Genomic DNA, 22,226 nt, shown 5'->3' on the forward strand with positions numbered 1-22,226 from the left:
CTTAATATTCTTAACAATCGACCACTCCCATTTTTGCAAAACAGAGAAATTTTTACAATTTTGAAAGAGCATCCATTGCCGCATTTTTGTATGCACCGCTAAGCGTAGGATAGTTAAAAATATGTCTCGTAAAATAATCCAATTCTCCCTTTAAATTGACTACAGCCTGACCCAAGGCGATAAGCTCTGTAGCCCTGTCCGACACAATATGTACACTCAATAAACGCTTGGATTTCTTTTCAGCGATGAGCTTTAACAATCCCCAAGTATCCCCTGAAATCTGTGACCTTGTAATTGTATCAAAATTAGCCTTGCCTACCACGTATTCTATTCCTCTGTTGTTAAGCATTTCTTCCGTAGGACCAATCATTGCAATCTCAGGAAGAGTAAAAATTCCAATCGGCAGGTCGTCCATTTTTAGAGAAATGGGGTCATTGGAAAAAATATGCTTTGCGACTTGAATTCCTTGATACATTGAAGTAGATGCAAGAGCAGGAAAACCAATCACATCACCTGCAGCATAAATATTTGGCACGATAGTCTTGTAATTCGCATCTACAGGAATGAGCATCCTATCTGTAGGAATGATTCCTACATTTTCAAGCCCCATTCCATGGATATTTCCTACCCGGCCACGAGAAATCAAGATTTGGTTTACATGGGTAGTATCTCCATAATCGGTAAATATATCAATCCCTCCAGATTTTCTTAAATACTGTTTAATTTTTGTTCCAAGGTGTAATTGAATCCCTGAAAGCCTCATATAGTGTTCAATCGAAGAAGAAACCTCCCCATCTAAAAAGCTTAAAACTCTCTCCGAGTTATCAAATAAATGAATCTTTACTCCAATATTTGCAAAAATCGTGGCATACTCGCAGCCAATAATTCCAGCGCCTACAATACCCATAGAGCTTGGAAGATTTTCTATTTCAAAAAGACCATCACTGTCGTACACAAACCCTGTTTCAAAAGGAATTCCTTCATTCTCCGGACGACGAGGTCTAGTCCCTGTAGCTATTAGAATATAATCTGTTTCAAAGATTTCCTCTCCCATGGAATTTTGGACTTTTACTCTGTTTTTATCCAAAATAGTCCCCCACCCGGTGAGTATTTCTGCCCCACTCTGTAAAACTTGGTCTCTTGCTACTCTCTCTTCTTTCTGAATTACAGCTCCTGCCCGATACATCAGCTCTTTTAGAGAGATTTTCTTAGAGATATTGGTATCAAAACCGTGTATATTTTTCTCAGAAAGCCTCTTAAAAAACCGGCTGGTCTCCTGCAATGACTTAGAAGGAATTGTCCCTGTGTGGACACAACCTCCCCCTAATTGCTCTTCTTTTTCAATAATTAACGCTTTTTTCCCTAAATTGGCAGACTGGATCGCAGCTTTTTGTGCTGCGGGACCCCCACCGATTACAATAATATCAAATTTTTTTACTTTTGATTGCATTCTTTTCTCGACTTTCTGGATAATATAAATTTATGTTCTGATTTGAGCAATATTTTTTGGATTTGTTCATGATTGAAATTAAAAAAGAAGATTCAACTATAAAAATTAGTTTCCAGAAACCGGAGTTTGATATTGGTGATGTCAAAGAGCTGGAAGGAATAGTCACATCTTTGATAAATCAAAGCTATGTAAAATTAATATTTGATTTTCAAACTGTAAAATTTATCAACTCCACTACAATGGGGCAAATTGCAAAATTAATTCAAGACGCAAAAAACAAAAATGCCAAAATTTTCTTTAATGGAGAGATCGATCCATTCGTTTATCAACTTTTTTCCATCTCCGGCTTAGAAGAATATTTGAATAATCGAGAAGACGACTGATTCCATGCTCCGCAACAAACTATGCGGCAAACCTTTCACCTATTTTCTATTCATTACAATTAGAGACAATTTATGAACCACACATTTTTTAGAGCTTACTACCTATTTATACCTGTTGTACTTTTTTTTACGCTATTTCTTTTTGATAAAATTTTTGGTACAATGCCAATTAGAAAACTCACAGAGACTAGAATTGAATTTTCATTTTACGATGAAAAGAAAAATTTATTGACTCAAATAAAAAAATACAATTCAGAAAGAACCAAAGACGATTCTCTTCTGGTGCTCTTTGGTACTTCGCACATGGGAGAGTTTTCAACTCAATACATATCTAAAAAAATCAAGGGATTAACAACGTACAATTTTTCTGCCCCCATGGCCAGTCCTTCGTTTCTTTATTATTGGTTTCAAAAACTGCACTCAGAGAAAATTCATATAGATTATGCAGTTCTCGAAATTGTTCCCGAAATGTTTACAGATAACGCAAATAATTATGCACTGAAGTTTTCCTACGATTGGAATTTTATGTTCCGACATAGAGATTTTTTTACTCTAAAAGATTTAGAAAGTTTTGCAGTTGCCAATCTATTCGACTCTATTCGTTTTCCATTTCACGGAATGACGGCTATTGAAAGAATAAAATCCTCTGGAACTACAAATCAGTTAGAGTTTTTACAATCTATGGTGCATTTGGCAACTGTAAAAAATAATGGAGGTATCCCAAACCCTATTTTGCACGAGGTACCGGAAACTTATTTAGAAAGAGAATCTAAAGACTACTTCAAGAAAAATTTTACAAATTTTAAAACTTCAACTACTCAAGATAAATTCTATTCAGAATTCCTAAAGTTTGCATCTGAAAATAATATCAAGGTACTAGTTTATAAGCCTCTTGTTTCTCCTTATTTGCAAGCCATTCTGAATTCAGAAAAATTTTATTCTGACTGGGAGAATGAAAAATATAAAATAGCAGATACATATAAAATGAGAATTTTAAATCTTAGCGAAAAAGAAAAAAATATCCAATGCAAAAAATTTGTAGATGTACACCACCTTAGCGGTGGATGCTACAATGAAGTTACAGATATTTTGCTAAGTACAATTTTTCCAAAGAAAAACCAATAAGAAATTTACTTGCATTCGATTACTGGTAATTTTCCAGATTAGGAGAACTCAATGAAAGCGGTTCTATTCACAATTCAAAACGCTTACGCTTATTTAGATAAACTAGGTCCTAAAAAATCTATTCAGATAGTCAATAAACTTGGGTTAGATAAAATTTACTCAATTTCAAAAATTATTCCAAAGAATAGATTAGTCGCTCTGGCTCAAAATCTATCAGTAGAAAAAATTGTAGAAGCAATAAAAACAATTGAAGAAAATACTTTAGCTGAGTTAATTGAAAACCTAAACGACGAGACTCTACTCTATTTCCTGCAAAACATCCCTGTAAAAGAAATTTCTGAATTTGTCGAAAAAATTTCTGTAATTGAAATTCGATTTCTCATAGAAAAAATAGGGAAGGAAATTGCCGCAATCCTCATATTAGAAATCGGAGTAGAGAAATCTGCAAATCTTTTAAACCTAGTCGGCTCAAAAACAATGACAGACCTTATCATTACAACCGGTTACAAAGAGATTGTGATTCTTGTAAAAAGTCTAACTCTAAAAGAATCAGAAAAGTGGATCAAAGAATTTGGTGTGAATGACATTCCTATACTTATTCAAGGGTTAGGGGCAAAAAATATGCTCTCTATTATAAAAACTTTGGGTTTAGATAATAGCATGGAAACCGTAAAAATATTGGGATCGAATAAATCTGTAGAAATAGCAAAAAACATTTCTAAAATGAAACTACCAAAAAGCTCTACACCCATTTCAAAAAAGAAAAAAACAAAGAAAAAATTAGTCCCTAAAAAAATTAGGTCGAAAGCGGGAGCCTAATCGTAAATACAGATCCTTTCCCCGGCTTACTATCCAATAAAATCACACCCCCCATTTTCTCTAACAAAGTTTGTGTAATAGCAAGCCCAAGTCCTGTGCCTCCGATTTTTTTATTATGAACAGAAGGCACTCTGAAAAATCTCTCAAAAATAGAAATGCTATACTCCGGATCGATTCCTATTCCGGTGTCTGCAACTGTGATGATTGCAATATGATTCTCACTTCTTTTTAGGGTAATTGTAACACTTCCGACTTCTGTGTACTTAATAGCATTGTTAAGTAGATTTCCAATGATTTGTGAAAATTCGAATTTGACACCTTCAATAAATAAAGACTCTTCAAGATTCAAAACAATTTGTAACTTTTTTTCTTTTGCTAAAGGACTGTATGTATCTGCAATATCTCGAATCACATACGCAGGGTCAAACTTTTCTAAATCGTCTTTGGAATCTAAAATATTTTTTTGCTCCAATTTTAATAAATTTTCTATTAAGTGGTTCATTCGTTTAATATTTTTATCTATTACTTTTAACATATCCAACTCGTCTGAAGTAAAGCGAGTCAAATTCATATTCCCGCTAAGAAGCTGAAAATATCCTTGGATGTTAGTCATAGGAGATCGTAGCTCATGGCTGATATTAGAAATAAATTCATGCTTGAGTCTTTCATTTTCTTTTTTTTCCGAATTATTAACAAATTGAATCTGATATTTTCCAGACAGCCTTGATATAGAGCTAATATTCAAATCCACATCCAAAGAAATCTGATCTTTTCTGATTAATTCAAAATCGGAAAAATATATTTCTTGAACTGAATCATTTTCGTTCTCTTTCAAAGATGCAATTTTCTCATTATGCCCAACCATATCTTCAAATTCTAACTTTGCCAAATCACTTCTGGAATAGCCTGTAATTTGTCTGAATTTCATATTGGAGTCTATGATATTACCGGAATATATGTCTATAATAATTGATGGATCGGTAGAATACTCAAATAAATATCTATACCTTTCTTCTGAAAATTGTAAATCAATAAAGCTCCGATCTAATTTGATTTCCAGAACAGAATTTAAGTTTTCTAATTTTGTAATTTCATATTGTAGATAATAAATTTTCCATACGAGTTGATCTACGATTTCATTAAAATAAGTTCTTGCTACAAGGCTATAATCTTTGATCTCTTCAAGCCTAAGTCTGGAATCAAAATTCTTTTCTGAAATATCCAACAAAAGCAGATTTAAGTCCTTGATCAACTTTAAACCAAAGCTCTTTTCATAACTAATAGTTTTTTCGTTATTAGAAACTTCTCTCAAAACAGATCGAATATTATTCAAAGGGCTAAATATGTTTGAATACCTTTTTTGACGAATGGTCTTCCCGTCATTGGCAAATACATAGGGTCGTATTTTTTCCAAATCTTCTTCATAAGGACCATAAGAGAAAAATTTATTTTTTCTGGTTGAATTCATTAAAAAAATTTTCTTTATATCTTGATAGCTGTACTCCGGGAAATTCCCGGATGAATAGATCGTGTCGATCAATTCAGAATTTTCGTCCGGGTTTGTCTTCGCCAATAAATCTATTGATTGCATGATGGATTCAATTATCTCAAGAGAAAGTCTTTTTTTTTCATGGAAAAATATTCCACTAAACACCAAGATATTTGTAGGTAGAGTGATTTCCGGAAATTCGTTTATTTCAAACGCTGAATTCAAAGCAGGGAACATAAAACGATTTCCCGCCATACCCAAGCAATCACTCTGATGAAAATATTTTTCTAGTAGATGAAAAGGCGTTTCCTGAAATCGAATCTTTAATCTGTGAAATTTTTTACTTTGGAAGTAATACTCTACGACATAGCGCTCAATCGAATTTACGTGGGTCACCGGAATTATATATTCTTTAGAGTAGTCTAAATTTGAAAAATTTATATTCATAGAAGAATAAAATTTATAAGATATGTTGGTTAAAATAGCTCCCGGATACAAACTCTTGAATGGAGTTTTCTTTAAACGATTCTCTCGTAAAAAGTAGCTAAACGGAACTTCTCCCGCAGCTGCCCTTCCCTCTCTCAATAAGTAAATAATCCCAGAATATGCGTTATGCGATTCAGTGACTAAGGAGGATGTATCTTTTGGAAAGAGTCCTTTTTTTTCAGCAAGCACAATAGGAATAGAAGACAAAGTAGAAGAAATCAGTATTTTCATTTATAAATGGTGCACCTGCAAAAAGTTTTTCTTGAGAATAGATTCTCCCAAATATTCAATAAAATCCACAATTAATAGAAACCTCATCTCTTGCAAAACAAGGATAGGGCAGAAATGCCATAAATGCACATCTGTAAAAAATTTTTCTTCATAGTATATATTATAAAGTTTCAAGCGTCTCATTTATTTCCTATTTGTTTTAAAATAGCATCCCCATAAGTAGAATTCATCTTTACCATACCCGGATAAGTGAAATGGTGAAAATCACTAAAGTCTTGCATCGGTAGAAAATTTTTAAAATCTACAAAATGAATACTTCCGCCAGAAATTGAAATCAAAAAATCAAGGTGGGCTTTATACCAAGTAGATTTTGAATACCACTCCATAGAAATCGGATTTTCCGGATTATTCACAACTATAACTTTTTGGTTGTAGTGTTGTGCTTTTTCTGCAAATAGTTTTAAATATTTCATTTGCAGAGTAGGTAAAAATTTTTCATCTACTACTTTTAGCTTTGCATTTTTTAAAGCGTGAAGATAGGCAATTCCCGGTCTATTGGCAAAATCATCAAGCAGTCTATATTCAAAATATTTTTGATATTGTGCATCGCTCATCCCGACATACCTAAGGTCTTCGCTTCTTTCTTCACGAACATACTGCATGTCCCTCAAAGGCTCTTCTAATCCAAAAGTTTGTTGCAACCGGACTCCCACATCATCATTAGAGTGATCAAAGCGATCTTCTTTGGCATTTTTAGGTCTCCAAGTATCAGAAAGTGTTACGGTGACTTGTTCCTTTGATAAGAAAAATTTTTCGTCTAAATAAATCTGAATCCACCCGGATTTGGTAAACTCCAAGATTTGAGATTCTTTCTTTGCGTTTGTGATTTCTAAGATAAGCTTTCCGTTGCGAAATATTTCTGGAACCAATTGAATAAAAAATCCTTCATGCTTCATTTTCTTTGTCGGGAAAAAGGTGAAACTCTTTCCTGTCCAGCCAAGTGAGCTTACTCTTTCAGGAATTTGCACACCTGCATACCCGTGATAGCTCGTATTCCTTCCCATTCTATGATTGTATAAATTTTTCAGATTTTGGAAATATATTTCACGATAACGATAGAATCCAAAAAGACTTGAAGATAAATACTCAAAATTTTTTTCCAACTCCAATACATTCCAAAAATTTTTTAGAGTCGGAAAAGGGAAGCTATACCTTGATTGAGGTGCTTCACTAAAATTCAAAGCATCTCGAATCAACTCCTTTTCGCCTGACGCATTCAAGGAAGATGGGTTTATAGCATACGCTCTATGAATTCTATAATCAATAAAATTGACCGGAAACAAAATGATCTCAGGGTTTAATTCTCGAATAGAATCAAAGCATAAATATGCGTCTAATGGAGTCATACCTGCATAAGAAAAATATTCTATATCAAAATCTTTTCCGGTTTTCTCATGTAAATATGTCTTTAACAACTCTCTGTCCATAGAGTAATAGGCAATACTGCTACCTACAATTAGAATCCGGGGAGCTACTTTTTTTTTAGAAGATATTCTTTTTCGTTCATACTCAAAATTAAAAAAATGATTAGTACCCCAAGGAGATTCATTTGGAAGTTTCCAAATCAAAACCTTAAAAAAAAGAAAGTCTATGACTACCACAAACGAAAAAATTGTAAAAATATTCTTTAATAATTTCATATCAAAACACAAAATAAATAAACGGTTTAGTATTCCCAGAAAGTAAAACTCCCACAATAATAATTACAGAAACAAGAAAAGAACGAAATACAGTAAGATTTTCAAAAATATCCAAAATTTCAGAATTCCAAAAAGTTCCGGCTAAATGAGCCAAAAAAGAAAAAATCACCACAAGATAAAAAATATTTAACATACTATAAGAAGGCTCGATTCCCTCTCTCCAAAAAAGAATATTTTGAAATAGGGTTGTTGCAGTACTTATATCTTTCGATCTGAAAAAAATCCAAAGAATACAAACCAAGATAAAAATACAAATAGAATAAAATAGACCTGCATAGATTTTTAAATATTTATTCTTTTGAAAAATTTCTTTTCTATACTCTCCTATTTTTGACTCCGATACCATTCTTTCTAAGCCCAACCAAAAACCGTGCAAGCCTCCCCAGATAATAAAATTCCAACTTGCCCCATGCCAGAGTCCCCCAAGGAGCATTGTCAAAAAAAGATTTCTATATGTAAATACTTTAGAAATTCTATTTCCTCCAAGAGGGATATACAGATAAGACTTCAACCAAGACGAAAGAGATATATGCCATCTTCTCCAAAACTCTGTTAGGCTTTTTGAAAAATAAGGAAGATGAAAATTTTCCGGAAGCTCAAAACCAAGAGCATAGCCTGCCCCTCTTGCAATATCTGAGTAACCACTAAAGTCGCAATATATTTGTATAGAATAAGAGACAACCCCACAAAGAGTAAAAAACCCGGAAACCTGTTCGGGATATCCAAAAACAAAATCAGATACGACAGAAATCTGATCTGCAAAGACAGATTTTTTTAAAAAACCCAATAGAAGAAAATAGAAAGATTTGCCTGCTTGAATATCAGAAAATTTATGCAAGGTGCGAATCTGAGGCAGAAAATCCTTTGCAGACACAATAGGCCCAGCAACCAACTGAGGAAAAAAAGATAGAAATAGAGCATAACGTAGAAAACTCTTCTCAACAGAAATAACCCCTCTGTATAAATCTATAGTATAACTCATCGACTGAAAAGTAAAAAAAGATATTCCCGCAGGAAGGAGTATTTCTAATGCCGAAATATGGGCAGTGAGATGCAGCATTTCTGCAAGATGCCCGACATTTCCCAAGAAAAAGTTAAAATACTTAAAAAATCCAAGAATCGTTAAATTTATAACAACCGACAAAATCAGAAAAGCCTTTTTCTTAAGTGGGAACTCCACCATCAAACGTCCTGCCGAATAGTCCAAAATTGTAGTAAAAAGAATTAAAAATCCAAATCTCCAATCCCAACTCATATAAAAATAGTAGCTAAAAAAGACTAAGATCAAATTAGAAAAAAACAGATTTTTTTCAGGGTTGGCCTTGAAAAAAAAAGAGACAGCCCATCTCAAAGTAAATACAAGTAAAAGGAAGAAAAAAAATAATGGAGTCGTAAAGTTCATTTTATGTCAAAATCCAAAAAAAGGGGCATGAGCCATAGAAAATAAACCCAAAGAAGAACTCATCCTGAAAATCAAAAATTCAATCGAAAAAATTCCAGAAAATATGGTAGGAGAGCTGAATTTTGAGGTAGAAATGTTTTTATCCAAACTCTCTCTTCTTGAAGTAAAATCAGAGACTACAGGAATCGAGCTAACTATAAATAAAAAACTAACAAGAGAAAATTTATACGAATTTCTCAAAGATGATCTCATATTTTTTCTTCAAAAAATCCTATCAGGAGCAAAAATCAGCGATTCTTTCCCCGATATATCTACAATCCACAAAGATATCATACAAATCCTAAAAGAATTAGGAGTGTATGTATATTACCCTGTAGGGAAGGATTTCGCAAAAACCTCTATTATCGAAAGATGGTACACTCAATTAAGCAAAACCAATGCTTTAACCCTACCTAAAATTATCAATTTTTTTGATATTTATAGAAATAGACTCTATTCTCTTACAGAAAAATGCCCTTACGAATTCAGCGATTTAAACAAAATAGTCCGAAAAATGCTAAAATCCGAGAATTATGAGATTAGTTTTGAAGAAATTTACAGCGCAGAGCACCTTTTAAGAGACGAAATTTTATTTGCTCTTTTACGCCAAATTGCCCCAAACAATAGGTTAGAATACTTGGTCGGAAAAGAAATTATAGTCGATTTATCGAACCAATTTATCAAAATATTGCACCAAGAATTTTCGGACGATTTAAAAAAGGACTTAAATGAACAAAAAATTGTAGCAGATGAAATTATCAAAGAAAAAGAAACTATCGACACCGAATTCAAATTAGCCAAAAAGTTGCAAACGAAAACCCTCCAAAAACTGCCGGAAACTGACGAAAGAATACATTTTTCCTTATGGTATTCGCCACTAATTCACGTGGGAGGAGATTATTACAGCGTAAATCAATTCGACACTAACGAATATTCGCTTTTTTTGGCAGATATTTCAGGGCATGGAATCAGTGCAGCCATGCTCTTAAATACGGTAAAAATTAGCTTTGAAAAGTATTTGGCAACCTATAAGGATAGACCGGAAAAGCTCATCCGAAAAATGAACGATGAGTTGTATGGGAAAATCGGGGATAATTTTGTAACGGCGATCTATGTGTATATAAATCTTAAAAAGAAAATTATTCGCTATTGCAACGCCGGACATCCAAAAGCATTTCTCTATCCGTTGACCGGATCTCGTCCTAAGGTGCGTTTTTTACGACAAACTGGAAAAGTGCTTGGGATTTTTCAAAAAGCTAATTTTAGAGATGAAGAATTGAAACTCCAAGAAAAAGAAAGATTGATAATATATACAGACGGTATATCGGAAACTTTCAATCATAGCAAACAGATGTTTGGAGAAAGAGGAATACTGAGAGCTTTTTCAAACTCTGATTCAAATAATGGAGAATTAGCCATTGAGCAGATGAAAGATAACCTAAAAATATTTCAAGGAAATTATCCGGTAGAAGATGACAGATGCTTAATTTTGTGCGATATAAATAATCAAAAATTTACTGAAAAATAAGCGATTTAAAGCAAAAAATATAGCTAAAAAATAAACAATTTTAAGTATTTTATAGATTAAAATTAAGCAGTTTGCATTTTTACTTTTTGCTACCGCTAGACCAAGTATTTTTATATATCGCAAGGTGCTCCCACCTATAAAAAACTTTCTTAGAAATATATACCAAATATTCAGGGAATTTGTTTTATATTAGCTGACTCAGCTCTTACTAAAATATATATATTAGATGAATGAAGAATATAGATTAAATTTAAGCAAATTAACGCATATATTTTTATTATTTCGTGAATAAAAATATGCCTAAAAACACTGAAATTAAAACGAAAATAAAGTTAAAATTAAGCATTTTTATAAAATAAATAAAACTACCGCCTAAAAAGAAGTGTGCACAAACATATTTTCAAATGCAGGAGAAGAAAGGAATTATTGCTTACTATTAGGCATATTCATGCCTAATATAAACCTTATTATCGCTTACTATAAAGTGTATTTGCATTTAACTCCACAGTGTGGGCAAGTGCATGATATTTCTGCCTTAACAGACCTGCCTTTTGCGGTTTCAACTTTCCCGATTGCTACAAAATCAAAATCTACACCCTCTGGAACATAATGCCCCGATCCGTATTTTGCAGACCCCTCGATTTGATTAGTGCAAGCGTGGCATTTTACTCTTAACTTTATAACTTCAGCCATTTCTTCAGTAGATAGCAAATCAGCCCTAAAAGCAACCATTTTTTCGTTCTACAAAAATGGCATGTGAGTGAAAAAATTATACACATGCCATTTTGTCAGTGTTTTCGATATTTGTATATCTTTTCTTATCTGATTGCTGGACTATTTTTTTAGTTATAGGTTTCCAAATCCCCGGATGCCCATTTATTGCCTGCTATCGCGGCAAAATACAGAGTCTAAATTCTCAAGGTCACCTTTGCTTTATAATAGAGTCTATTTTCTCTTTTTTCCGAAATCTTATCTCACCCATCCCTCCCCTTGAAATTTATTTCTCAATCTATAACCGCCGAAATATCGGCACTTATTCTTTTCTATTATCTACTTAAAATTTTATATAAAAATCTTTACTTGAGATTGACTTTTAGCCTTACAAAACAAATTGATTTCATTCTATTCCACCTAACCTTATTCAGATTTAAGCGGAAAACACTTCAAGCTAACACATGCTCAAAAACAAGCAATGCCGAGATTTAAGCAGTATTTTTATCTTGCCCATTTTTAGAGACTTTTTTCCACTCATATAAAAGAACTGTCCAAATAATAGCATGCAATACCAGAATTATGTCACTTAATGCCAAAAATTCGTCTTTTTCTGCCCATTTCCCCCTGTATGTACTACAGTAAAAATTTTCTAATTTTCTAATATACGTCTCTGTAAAATTAGTAATTCTATGCAACTTCAAGAATGCAGCTTAATCTCCTTGGATTTAGAAACAAATGGATTAAGCCCGAACAATTCGGAAATTTTAGAAATCGGTTTAATAGAATTTTCAAAAAGTCAAATTCTGAACACTTTCAATACCTATATTAGACCAAAAGTTATTCAAAATCTAGCCTTCTCTATCAATGGAATAACCGAAGATATGTTGAAGAAAGCACCTACTCTCGAAGAAATTTCTAAAGACCTGTCTTCCTATTTACTAAACAAACCGCTCATTATACAAAATGCAGAATTTGACCTATCCTTCCTACTAAAAGAAAATTCGATTCAAGACGGGTTCACCAACCAAACACCGGTATATTGTACTGTTCAATTTGCCAGAAAATATTTTCCAGAGCTAAAATCTTATTCCCTCGCAAATTTAAGAAAAGAATTTCAGATTTCTGATTACCAAAAACACAGAGAAGGAAACGCACACGAAGCTATAGATGATTGTTACGCTGCAATGAAGGTTTTTATAGAATGCGCAAACAAAGGAGAGTTGTGGAAAAAAGATTACCTAAATATAGCGTACCACCAGAAAAATTTAGTAACTATTTCAGATTATAGAAAAAAACTTATTTCGACTTAGTGCGTACTAACTTAATAGAATCAGGATACAAAACTCTTTTTTTTTCTGAGCTTTCTCCGTCTGAATAGAAATGCTTATTATTGCCCGATTTTTCGTTTCTTTTTACCATGTAGATAAAGTGTCGAACATATTGAGTGTAAGGCTCTGGAATTTCTTTAGGCTCGAATTCGACCGGATTTTGAAGAAGACTTCTAACTGAATTCAAGTTCAAATCTTCCTTACTGGTTTGCATTAAAGTTTCAAAACGCCTGCAAATTTCTTCGTCATTGACTTCGACGCTTAACTTACGCATTGCGTTTAGCAATTTATTGAATGCTGCTGCGGATCTCCCCATATATTGCCATTATTATATGAAAGGCACTGTAAACAACTATAACTTTGTTTCAGGCATGACCCAACCTGAAAAATGTCGAAATTGATAATGTTTGAGTTGTTATTTTTCTGATTTAAAACTGCATACAAACCAGATAAGTGCATTTTCAATCTATTCCTTAAATTTGGATTTTTGCTATACTCTGTATTCCATTTTCGGTCTAAACCAATTCTCACATTATTTAAAATTTTTCTTTTCGTAAAATTATGCAATAAAGAAAAATATTCATCAATGAACGCCTTTACTAAAGCAGAAGATTGTTTCTCCGAGAAGTTTCTTTCTTCACAACTCTCTTCTTGAAATAAAGAAATGGCCGGCTCAAAGTAAACTAATTTAGAATTCCAATCGAATCCATAGCAAATTTGAGAATTCTTTTTACCCGCAATTTTGCTGTTTTTACTTTGCGAAATGAGGGTATTTCCCTTTTGTACAAATTTTCCAAAAAATATTAAATCCTCAGAATGATAGAAAGGAAAAGTTTTACTTTTCAGTTGTAGTTTTTCAAAGTCTAAATTCGTCATTCCAGATTTTTTATCTACTGAATAAGATCCAAAAAATTGAAACGCAACGGATAGATTTTCTTGGTATCTTTTTTGAATTATTGGTTCAGAAAAACCAAGTAGAGTTATTTTAAATTCTCTGAGAAATTGCTCCTTAGAAATTTTTTCATTCTTTTCTAAATTCAAAAATTGAAGTGGAGCTTCTTTCGTTTCTTTCTTCTCACCGACAGAAGCGAGTTTCTCAGAGCTACCAAAGTGAACGACTTGGACTTCCAAGGATACCGAAACAAAATTATCGTTCTCGATTATAGAATGGACTTCGCTTTCATGAATATCCAAAAGACTGTCTTCCGCAAAAATCGGACAACTACAGATAGCTAAGATTATCAAAAATCGTGCCAAATTTTTATGTAATTTTGAAAAAATCATAGTTATTTAACCCAAAATAGCAGAATTTCACTATTTTGTCTAATTTTTTTTGTGCTTTTTTGAAATTTTTTAGAAAAAAAACACGAAATTCTAAAGCTAAAAATTTTTGATCTAAGCGGCAACCATCCTCTTAGTCCGATACTTCCACTCCCAAAACATAATCCCATCTTCTTCGTTTGTTGTCTCTTCTTGACTTTTTTCCAATAATGCATAAATCATATTTGCAACTTCCTTAGAAAAGCCTTTATCCAATTCAACTTCAAACTCCAAAACTTCTTTCTGAAAGATTAATATAGCCAATCTAAATATTTCATCCAAGATTTGAATTTTTTCTTTGTTCGCTCGAAGCTCTTCTTTGTTATTTTCATTCTTTAACATTACTGTAAGGAATGTTCGAATAAAAACTACATCTTCCTGAGTTAATTTAAAATCTAAAAGTATTTGTCTGACTTTATCCAATTCCATATTCCTAAGGTGAATACGAGCCAAAAATACCGGGTTTTCAGAATACATATTCAAATTGGAGCCGCTTGCAATGATATCGGTTGCACGCACCTTATCCGAGTTTACTACATCTTTTTCTGTAGTTACGGAATTCTCTGCCGATGAATCCTTAGCCTGTGCAACGATTTTTCTTTTAATAATCAAAATATTCAATGTAGGAAAACGAATCTTCAAAGAAACCATTTCTTGCCGTGGAAAATCTTCATCTATTACCAAATGATGAAACTCATTATTTAACTCTGACCCAACTATAAAATCTTGAGTTTTCTTAAAATGATAAATAATAATCGGTAAAATATCGCTCCCACTTCCAGAGTTTAGAAAAATCGTTTTGACTTCCTTAGAGCCTCCGTGCTGATAAGGAATTACCATTTTCCCTGCTTTTACAGACACAAAACTTAATTCCCCTGTATGAAAATGAGACAGGTCAAAATCTTCTCCCAAAAAAACAATCCTTGGTACAGGCACTATAATTGAGTTATTTTTTGATCCTTTTGGAATCTCCGGTCCCCTAGAAGTAAATACAACATAAGTCATTTTGGCTAATCTGACCTTGACTAAAAATCCGGCAGGGGTCTTTTTTTCTTCGTAAAGAGGCTCTTCTTCCATTTTATAATAACTCCATTTTCTTCATTTTGTATTGCAAAGACCCTCTGGAAATTCCAAGAGCCTTTGCCATCCGAATTTGATTCCCGGAAAACAACTTATTGGCCAAAAGAATTTTTTGTCTCTCCAGTGCAAGTACGCAGCGCCTGATATTCATATCTTCTATATCCTGGCTCCCTATCGTTTTCAATCCGGATTTTGAGCTAAAAGAGACTTCCTCTACGCCTATTTTTTCAGATTTTGCAGACAACATAGCATGCTCCAAAACATTCCTCAACTCTCTCAAATTTTGCTGATAATTGCCCAATTTCAAGACATTTATTGCTTCCTCGGTTAAGATATAATTTCTTTTCTGGTGGCGATACAAAACTTCCCTAAACATGCTTTTCAATACTTCCACGAATAAAGCTTTCTCCATTGAATCTAAATCGGGTAAATTGACTAATCTTTGGTTTAAATACTCCCAAAATGGAGGGTAAATCTCATTTTTCGGAAGTTTTGAGTCCAAAAAAATCATGGTGCAAGTAGTATTTTCAGAAAACTTCTCAAAGAAAAATCTCTGTTGTCCGAGCGAAAATCCATAGATATTTTCAAACACCAAAATGCCGTTACTGGATAAATCGAGCCACTCCTCTAAAGATTTTTCTAATTTAACAATTTGCTCTGGAATAGAATTTAAAATAAGAATTTTTTTTGAAGGAAAATTTACAAAATTGTAGTACTTGGAAAAAGTCTTCTTTCCTACCCCGACAGACCCTGAAACTAAAAAGTATCTCCATTTCAAAGATTCTTGAAATTTCTCCGATAGCCCGGGAGTCATTTTCACTATATTTTCCATTGCCTCAAACTGCACAGAATTTACGGAATTACCCAAAAAAGGTTGATTCCCAAAAGACAATTTAGAATAGATTTTATCTCCAAAAAGCAACATTACCACAGAATAGATATCTCGCTCTTCTCCCGAAAATTCCCAAAGAATAAACCCCCTGAAATCCTCCTGACTTCCAATCCTTAAAACCATAGCAAAAGCAGAATCTTGGTTATACAATGAGTATGTATTAGACGAAAACTGACACGGGTATTTTGAAGTCCTGACTAATTCAAATTGGCTACTTTTCCCGGATAAAAAAGAATAAAAAAATCCACCATCTTGATAGCCAAAGCCGGCTACTTCATCGTAAGACTCGGAATTTTCGATTTTCAAAACGACCACACCACACAAAGCACCTACACTCAAGGAAACTTCTTCAAATAATTTGGGCAAAACCGAAGGCACAAAATCCCCACTATGAAAATCATCAGAAAACAAATATTTGAGGGAAGTATCCACAAATTAAAAGTGTTTAAAATTAAGCACAGTGTCAACTATTTTGTCGGATATCCGACAAAATAGAATTCTTTCTATAAAAATTTCTTATACTAATTCTCGATAGTCGGATGTCCGACAATTAAAAAAGATTATCTCTTTTAGGGAAAAATAATAAAATTTTGCAAAATTCCCTTTTTTTTATAAAATTAGATAAAATATTGAAGTTTCTTACGCTTTACCGTGAATAGAAAAAACAGGGGCTACAAAATAAAATTATGGAAATTATAGCAATCACAAATCAAAAAGGAGGCGAAGGAAAAACTACAACATCTTTAAACCTCTCAGAAGGTCTTGCCAGACGAGGACTGAAAACGCTTTTGGTTGATATAGACCCTCAGGCGAATTCCAGCGGGATCTACCTGTCACCTGAAAAATTAGAGAAATCTATGTACAACGTCTTCAACTCTTCTCTAAAACTAAAAGATATTATAGTTCCAACTTCCAGAAAAAATCTTTTCTTAGCTCCTTCCAAACAAAACCTCGCAGAGATGGAAGTAGTCAGCAATAATAGCGTAGAAGCCCCTTACATTTTAAGAGATGCGCTTCAGACCATCCCTGATTTTGAATTCATCGTAATAGACTGCCCTCCGAGCCTGTCCATTTTCACCATCAACGCCTTGGTGGCCTCCAAACATATTATCATCCCTCTTCAAGCCGAAAAATTTTCAGTTGATGGGATTCTTGGATTGCAACAAACTATAAACAGCATCAAAAAAAGAATCAACCCAGACTTAGGTGTATTAGGGGCACTGATCACCCAGCTAAAACCACAGACATTACTGACTAAAACTATACTGCCTGTATTGGACAAATACTTCAAAATTTTTGAGCATTCCATTAGCGATGGGGTTGCAGTGGGCGAAAGTCATCTTGCTAAAAAGTCAATCTATGACTACAATAAATCGAGCAGACAAGCTCAGGAATACGAAGGCTTTATTGAGGAGATTTTGCATGAGCTCAAAAAGTAAGCGATTAGGTAGCCTCGCAGATGTTTTCCAAGCAGAAAATCTGGAAGGAACAGTCCGAAAAATCAAGATAGATAAAATCCATCCAGCAGAAAATCAACCAAGACAAGAAAGACAAAAGGGAATCGGAGAATTAGCAGAAAGCCTAAAACAAGACGGGCTACTCCAACCCATAGTTGTGACAAAAAAAATATCAGACGAATTTTATACCATCATTGCAGGAGAAAGGCGGTACCACGCTGCAAAACTACTTGGGTGGAGCGAGATAGAATGCAAAATCTTGGATAGAGACAAAAAAGAAACCTACAGAATTGCGATCATCGAAAACCTTCAAAGAGAGAACCTCTCTCCTTATGAAGAAATCGAAGCGATTAGCTATTTAAAAAAACAATATCTTTACACAGATCAAGAGCTAGGAGGAATTTTCGGAAAAAGCCGAAACTATATGACAGAAATACTCAGCATCTCTTCTCTAAGCCCGGAAGAAATCAAGATCTGCAAGGACTTGAAAATAGACAATAAAAATCTATTAATTCAAGCAGTGCTTTCTTCAAAAAAAGGGGTGTTCCATGAATTCATCCAGATGTTTTCTAATGGTCAAATTTCAACCGTAAAAGAAGCAAAAAATTTTAACAAAGAAAAAAAGATACAAAATCCTATTTTAAAAAATACAAATTATGATATCACTAAAAAAGAAAATACGATTATCATAAAATCCGACGACAAAGAATCCCTTAACGAAATATATAAGTTTGTCAAAAAAGAATTAGCCAAAAATTATCCGTAAATTTTTCACCAATAATAACTCTAAAGCAGGTTTGCACCTATAGTAAATAGCGATCTCCCTTGGTTTTTTAAGCGTATTTATTTCCAAGATTGACTTTTTACAAGTGTGGCATTTAAAAAAACACACTACAACTAAAAAAAAATTAAACTATTCAAAAATTTACTACTTATTTGTAAAGATTGATATTTGTAAAAAATATTAATCCAATCCATTTTTTCAATCAACCTATCCACAATGATTATAAATCTACTTTGAATAAGGTTATAGCCATAGAAGTACGAAAAAAATTCGCTACAATTCTTGACAAAACAAGTGCAAGGTCTATAATGTGACATAATTTAGTAAACGAAGATTAAGTACTAAAAAGAAGAATTAATAAAAAAATAGAAAAAAAATATCCTCCACTGGCGGCAACCAATGGAGGCGGGTTTCCCCGAAGGAATGTTGTTGGATGAGACATAATAAAACTTATGTCAAAAAATGTCAACTCCTTTAGATTTTTTTTGCTTAAAATTAATTACTGGAGGAGAAATGACAGAAGGTCATTCCTATATAAAATTAATGTCGGACATAATAGATTCCGGCACTTGGGGCGAATTATCTTCTGCCGCAAGGTCACTATACCCTGTTCTGCTTAAATTTAGTGACCAAAATTTTAAACCAGTTTGGCCAAACACTGAAACTCTTATGAGACTAACTGGCTTTAAATCAAAAAAATCAATAATAGAAGGAAAGCGCGATTTAGCCCAAAAAGGACTCATCCAATTTAAATCAGGAACGGGACACAGCAGTTCAAAATATTTCTTTTCTTTTGCTTACAAAAACTCCAAAATCGAACCTCAGGGGTGGAAAAATGGATACCCCGGAGGTGGAGGGGGGTCCGCCTCAGAGGCGGAAAAAGAAATCTCCATGGAGTCCCCAGGAAGAAACCCGAACAACATAAATATAACCATAACTAATAACCAGAAAGTACCCTATTTAAAAGAAAAAAATAGCGAGAACAAGCTTTCAGCAAATTCACTAATAGATGAATTTGGATCTCAAATATTTGCAATAGCAACTGAAAAAGCACAGGCAAAAGGATTAGAAAAAAATTATGCATATATCCAAGCCATCTGCAAATCCGAATTGGAGAAATCGCTTAAATTTAATCAAACAAAAAAAGAAGAATCCCCTCAACCTATTATAGCTCCTTCTTGGGAGGGCTTTTTAGAATGGGCTAAAAAATATTTACCAAATTCTTCCATAAACTATTTTAGAAATTTAGATATTCATTTTGAGGGTAGAACTATATTTATAAAAGGCGAAGTGCCTGTTTTTCAAAAACAAATATTATATAAATTTTTTACTGAAGAAGTTACTCCTTCTATATTAGTAGTATTTTCGGATAGTTTTGAAAAAAAAGAAAATCGCTTGGAATATTTTCGATAAAAATAAAGGAATAAAAAATGCCAGACACATCCATAAGAATCAGTCATTCTCAATTACAAAAAATTCAAAAAATTACCGCAAAGGGCAAATACAAATTGCACGAGGGTGTTTTAGAGAGCTACATTGAAGATTCGGAAAATCCCGACAACTCTGTAGTTATTTTTAATTTTTCAGAAGAGGTTTATTTTAACTCTATTCAATTTTCAATCACTGAAAACGACAAAAAATACTCTCCCCATTTTTTCCGATTTGAAATTTCAAAAGACGGAATAGTATGGGAGCCTATTATCCAAGAAGTTGATTTTAGGAAAAATGCAAAATCCAATAATATTTGGACATTTTCTTTAGTTAGTGCAAATTACATAAAGTTTATCTCAAAATTAAATTTAAGCTCTGAAGAAAAAAAGTATAAAATTAGTTTTTCTAATTTAAAAATCATGATTTCTGGAGCAGTAAAATTAACTGCAAGCTCCGAAAATGACAGACTATGGGTAAAAGAAAATTTAATTGACGGAAGAAAAGATTATGGTTGGTCATCTAAGGAAAAAGATTCACCGGGTGAAGAAAGTTTTACATTAGACTTAGGATCGGTAAATAAAATTAATGAACTCCGCTTATTAACAAGAAATTCAACAGAAACTAACTTCCCGGAACATTTCTCTCTATTTTATAGTGAAGATGATTTGTCTTGGTTTCAACTTATGGAAGAGCCAAAATTTTTCTCAGAACCCGGTATGTGGTACAGATGGCGATTTCTTCCTGTGAATTTTCGATTTTTGAAATTCGTTTCTTATGAAGAATTGCGTCATAATAAAAAACAATACGTTAGTCAAGTTGTGGAAATTGAGCTTTATGCCGCTCCTGATTTTATTGACTTGTCTAAAAAAGAAAAAGCAGAACCCCTACCCTATGCATCTATTCTAAGATCTGGCTTAGTTCGCTTTGCGACCGAGGGTGAGGCAAAAAGTGGTGTAGCCGTACAAGCAAGTGACCCAAGACTAAGAGACGCTACAATAGAATTTAAAGGAATCGTAGAGCTTGCCTCTGATGGTGAAGAAAAACCGGGAGTAGTTGTTCAGGGAAATGATAAAAGACTAAAACCAGCAACAGATGAATTTAGAGGATTAGTACGATTTGCGAAGAATGGAGAAACTAGAACCGGAACCGCAGTTCAAGGAGATGACGATAGATTAAAACCGGCAACTACATCTGATTACGGAATTGTAAAACTTGCAGAAGATGGCGAGACCCGATCCGGGGTAGTTGTTCAAGGAAACGACAATCGTTTAAAAAAAGCTACAAAAAAGAATTACGGGTTGGTAGTACTTGCAGATCACGAAGAGTCATCTCCTGAAAAAGTTGTGACCTCTGATGACCCAAGAATCAAAAATGCAAATACAGAAAAAACAGGAATATTGAGATTTGCATCGAATGGAGAAGATTCTTCGTTTGCCGCAGTTCAAGGAAATGACAATCGTTTAAAAAAAGCTACAACTGAAAGTTATGGAATAGTCGAACTTGCCTCTGACGGTGAAGCCAAGCCTGAAAAAGTTGTACAGGGCAACGATAGAAGATTGAAGTTAGCTACGACCAATGAGCCCGGTATCGTACTATTGTCTGAACACGGATCTACTACTTCTAATAAAGTAGTAATTGCCGACGATCCTCGTTTGTGTGATAAAAGAGAGCCTGTTCCCCATACACACGAGTATTCAATGATTGGGCACGATTTTAATTCGCATTCGGGGTTGATTAAGCTAAATGGCAAAGAATCAAACCAACAAAAATCAATCGTGTCACCTTCTATAAATCAAGGAGTTATTTTTGGAAAAAATGAATCAGAGCAAGGGTCAGGGATTGTAGGAGTTGGTGGAGAGGAAGGAGTATTAGGGTTTAGTCCTCACTATGGGGTTAGCGGTTATAGCAATGGAAAAGAAAATTCTGCGGGTGTATTGGGTGTATCACATTTTTCACATGGAGCTATTTTTATTTCTCAAAGAGAGTATGCGTTATTTGCAAACGGCAACGGACTCAAATCAAAAGACATTCAGGGTAGTGGAAAAGCAATCCTTGCAGAAGGTGATTCTCTATTCAAAGGTCTTGTGCAAATTCAAACAAAAAATGGAAATGATTGCATAGCACGATACTTTCCTATTGTAAAAGGAGACGTGATTGCAGAGGGAGATTTACTCGTAACTTCTTCTGAAGAAGGCAGGCTCTCAAAGTCCAAGACTGCCTATTCTACTCGAGTTATAGGAGTGGCGATTCAATCTGAGTCTTTGGTGTTAGGTGAAAAAATTGAAAATTCTATGGCGGTAGGGATGTTTGGAGTTGTTCGATTGAATGTAGATGCATCGGATGGAGAAATTGTGCCCGGAGATATTTTGGTTTCGAGTATAAGTCCGGGTCATGCAGTGAAAGCAGATTTAAACAAAACTAAAATTGGTATGATTGTAGGGAAATCTTTAGGGTATTGCAAAAAAGGAAAATCTACTATTCAAGCCATGGTCAGTATCGGATAAGAAA

General features: G+C 33.7%; 18 protein-coding genes. 9 read left to right on the plus strand and 9 right to left on the minus strand.

Translation table 11 applies throughout. The features are described 5' to 3' along the window. Positions 1–52: 52 nt before the first annotated feature. Positions 53–1,450, minus strand: a complete 1,398-nt coding sequence (gene sthA / locus HS129_15415) for a Si-specific NAD(P)(+) transhydrogenase (protein MBE7413423.1) — start codon at positions 1,448–1,450, stop codon at positions 53–55. A 68-nt stretch (positions 1,451–1,518) separates the two neighbouring features. On the opposite strand from sthA, the gene HS129_15420 reads away from it, so the two are divergent. From HS129_15420 to HS129_15430, 3 genes are all read left to right on the plus strand, one after another. Further along, positions 1,519–1,833, plus strand: coding sequence for an STAS domain-containing protein (locus HS129_15420; GenBank protein ID MBE7413424.1), 315 nt, complete (start codon positions 1,519–1,521; stop codon positions 1,831–1,833). 72 nt (positions 1,834–1,905) lie between these two features. After that, entirely contained in the window at positions 1,906–2,958 is a 1,053-nt protein-coding gene (locus tag HS129_15425) for a DUF1574 family protein (protein MBE7413425.1), read from the plus strand. Positions 2,959–3,009: 51 nt separating this feature from the next. Then, complete coding sequence (locus tag HS129_15430; GenBank protein MBE7413426.1) at positions 3,010–3,777, plus strand: hypothetical protein; 768 nt, start codon at positions 3,010–3,012, stop codon at positions 3,775–3,777. Here HS129_15430 and HS129_15435 read toward each other — a convergent pair. The 3 genes from HS129_15435 to HS129_15445 all read right to left on the minus strand — a co-directional run bounded on the left by HS129_15435 (position 3,755) and on the right by HS129_15445 (position 9,145). Then, the gene (locus HS129_15435) at positions 3,755–5,983 is read right to left on the minus strand and encodes a PAS domain-containing sensor histidine kinase (protein ID MBE7413427.1); all 2,229 of its coding nucleotides are present in this window, start codon (positions 5,981–5,983) and stop codon (positions 3,755–3,757) included. The two genes, HS129_15430 and HS129_15435, sit on opposite strands and share 23 nt — an antisense overlap. A gap of 179 nt (positions 5,984–6,162) precedes the next feature. Continuing rightward, positions 6,163–7,683, minus strand: coding sequence for a hypothetical protein (locus HS129_15440; GenBank protein MBE7413428.1), 1,521 nt, complete (start codon positions 7,681–7,683; stop codon positions 6,163–6,165). Between the two features lies 1 nt (position 7,684). Beyond that, the gene (locus tag HS129_15445) at positions 7,685–9,145 is read right to left on the minus strand and encodes an MBOAT family protein (GenBank protein MBE7413429.1); all 1,461 of its coding nucleotides are present in this window, start codon (positions 9,143–9,145) and stop codon (positions 7,685–7,687) included. Between the two features lie 103 nt (positions 9,146–9,248). On the opposite strand from HS129_15445, the gene HS129_15450 reads away from it, so the two are divergent. Beyond that, the gene (locus HS129_15450) at positions 9,249–10,712 is read left to right on the plus strand and encodes a serine/threonine-protein phosphatase (GenBank protein MBE7413430.1); all 1,464 of its coding nucleotides are present in this window, start codon (positions 9,249–9,251) and stop codon (positions 10,710–10,712) included. 477 nt (positions 10,713–11,189) lie between these two features. Here HS129_15450 and HS129_15455 read toward each other — a convergent pair whose 3' ends face one another. After that, positions 11,190–11,405, minus strand: coding sequence for a hypothetical protein (locus HS129_15455; protein ID MBE7413431.1), 216 nt, complete (start codon positions 11,403–11,405; stop codon positions 11,190–11,192). Positions 11,406–12,115: 710 nt separating this feature from the next. Here HS129_15455 and HS129_15460 point away from each other — a divergent pair. Next, positions 12,116–12,736 carry a 3'-5' exonuclease gene (locus tag HS129_15460; protein ID MBE7413432.1) on the plus strand — a complete coding sequence of 207 codons (621 nt, stop codon included), beginning with the start codon at positions 12,116–12,118 and terminating at the stop codon, positions 12,734–12,736. Here the strand turns inward: HS129_15460 and HS129_15465 are convergent. The 4 genes from HS129_15465 to HS129_15480 all read right to left on the minus strand — a co-directional run bounded on the left by HS129_15465 (position 12,723) and on the right by HS129_15480 (position 16,457). Beyond that, on the minus strand, positions 12,723–13,070 hold the full coding sequence (locus tag HS129_15465; GenBank protein MBE7413433.1) for a hypothetical protein: 348 nt from the start codon (positions 13,068–13,070) through the stop codon (positions 12,723–12,725). The two genes, HS129_15460 and HS129_15465, sit on opposite strands and share 14 nt — an antisense overlap. Further along, on the minus strand, positions 13,034–13,948 hold the full coding sequence (locus tag HS129_15470; protein MBE7413434.1) for a hypothetical protein: 915 nt from the start codon (positions 13,946–13,948) through the stop codon (positions 13,034–13,036). The genes HS129_15465 and HS129_15470 overlap by 37 nt, the downstream gene beginning before the upstream one ends. Positions 13,949–14,149: 201 nt before the next feature. Continuing rightward, on the minus strand, positions 14,150–15,151 hold the full coding sequence (locus HS129_15475) for a hypothetical protein (protein ID MBE7413435.1): 1,002 nt from the start codon (positions 15,149–15,151) through the stop codon (positions 14,150–14,152). A 1-nt stretch (position 15,152) separates the two neighbouring features. Continuing rightward, positions 15,153–16,457, minus strand: a complete 1,305-nt coding sequence (locus tag HS129_15480) for a hypothetical protein (GenBank protein ID MBE7413436.1) — start codon at positions 16,455–16,457, stop codon at positions 15,153–15,155. Positions 16,458–16,732: 275 nt separating this feature from the next. Here HS129_15480 and HS129_15485 point away from each other — a divergent pair, with 275 nt between their 5' ends. The 4 genes from HS129_15485 (at position 16,733) to HS129_15500 (ending at position 22,222) form a co-directional block, all read left to right on the plus strand. Continuing rightward, a complete protein-coding gene (locus HS129_15485; GenBank protein MBE7413437.1) occupies positions 16,733–17,485 on the plus strand; it encodes a ParA family protein in 753 nt (250 codons plus the stop codon). Beyond that, positions 17,469–18,269: a ParB/RepB/Spo0J family partition protein gene (locus HS129_15490; protein MBE7413438.1), complete on the plus strand. Its 801-nt coding sequence runs from the start codon at positions 17,469–17,471 to the stop codon at positions 18,267–18,269. The genes HS129_15485 and HS129_15490 overlap by 17 nt, the downstream gene beginning before the upstream one ends. Before the next feature lie 480 nt (positions 18,270–18,749). Continuing rightward, the gene (locus HS129_15495) at positions 18,750–19,700 is read left to right on the plus strand and encodes a helix-turn-helix domain-containing protein (GenBank protein ID MBE7413439.1); all 951 of its coding nucleotides are present in this window, start codon (positions 18,750–18,752) and stop codon (positions 19,698–19,700) included. Between the two features lie 17 nt (positions 19,701–19,717). Next, entirely contained in the window at positions 19,718–22,222 is a 2,505-nt protein-coding gene (locus HS129_15500; protein MBE7413440.1) for a discoidin domain-containing protein, read from the plus strand. Positions 22,223–22,226 lie beyond the last annotated feature (4 nt).

It is taken from the genome of Leptospiraceae bacterium (assembly GCA_015075105.1).
Classification (GTDB): domain Bacteria; phylum Spirochaetota; class Leptospiria; order Leptospirales; family Leptospiraceae; genus JABWCC01.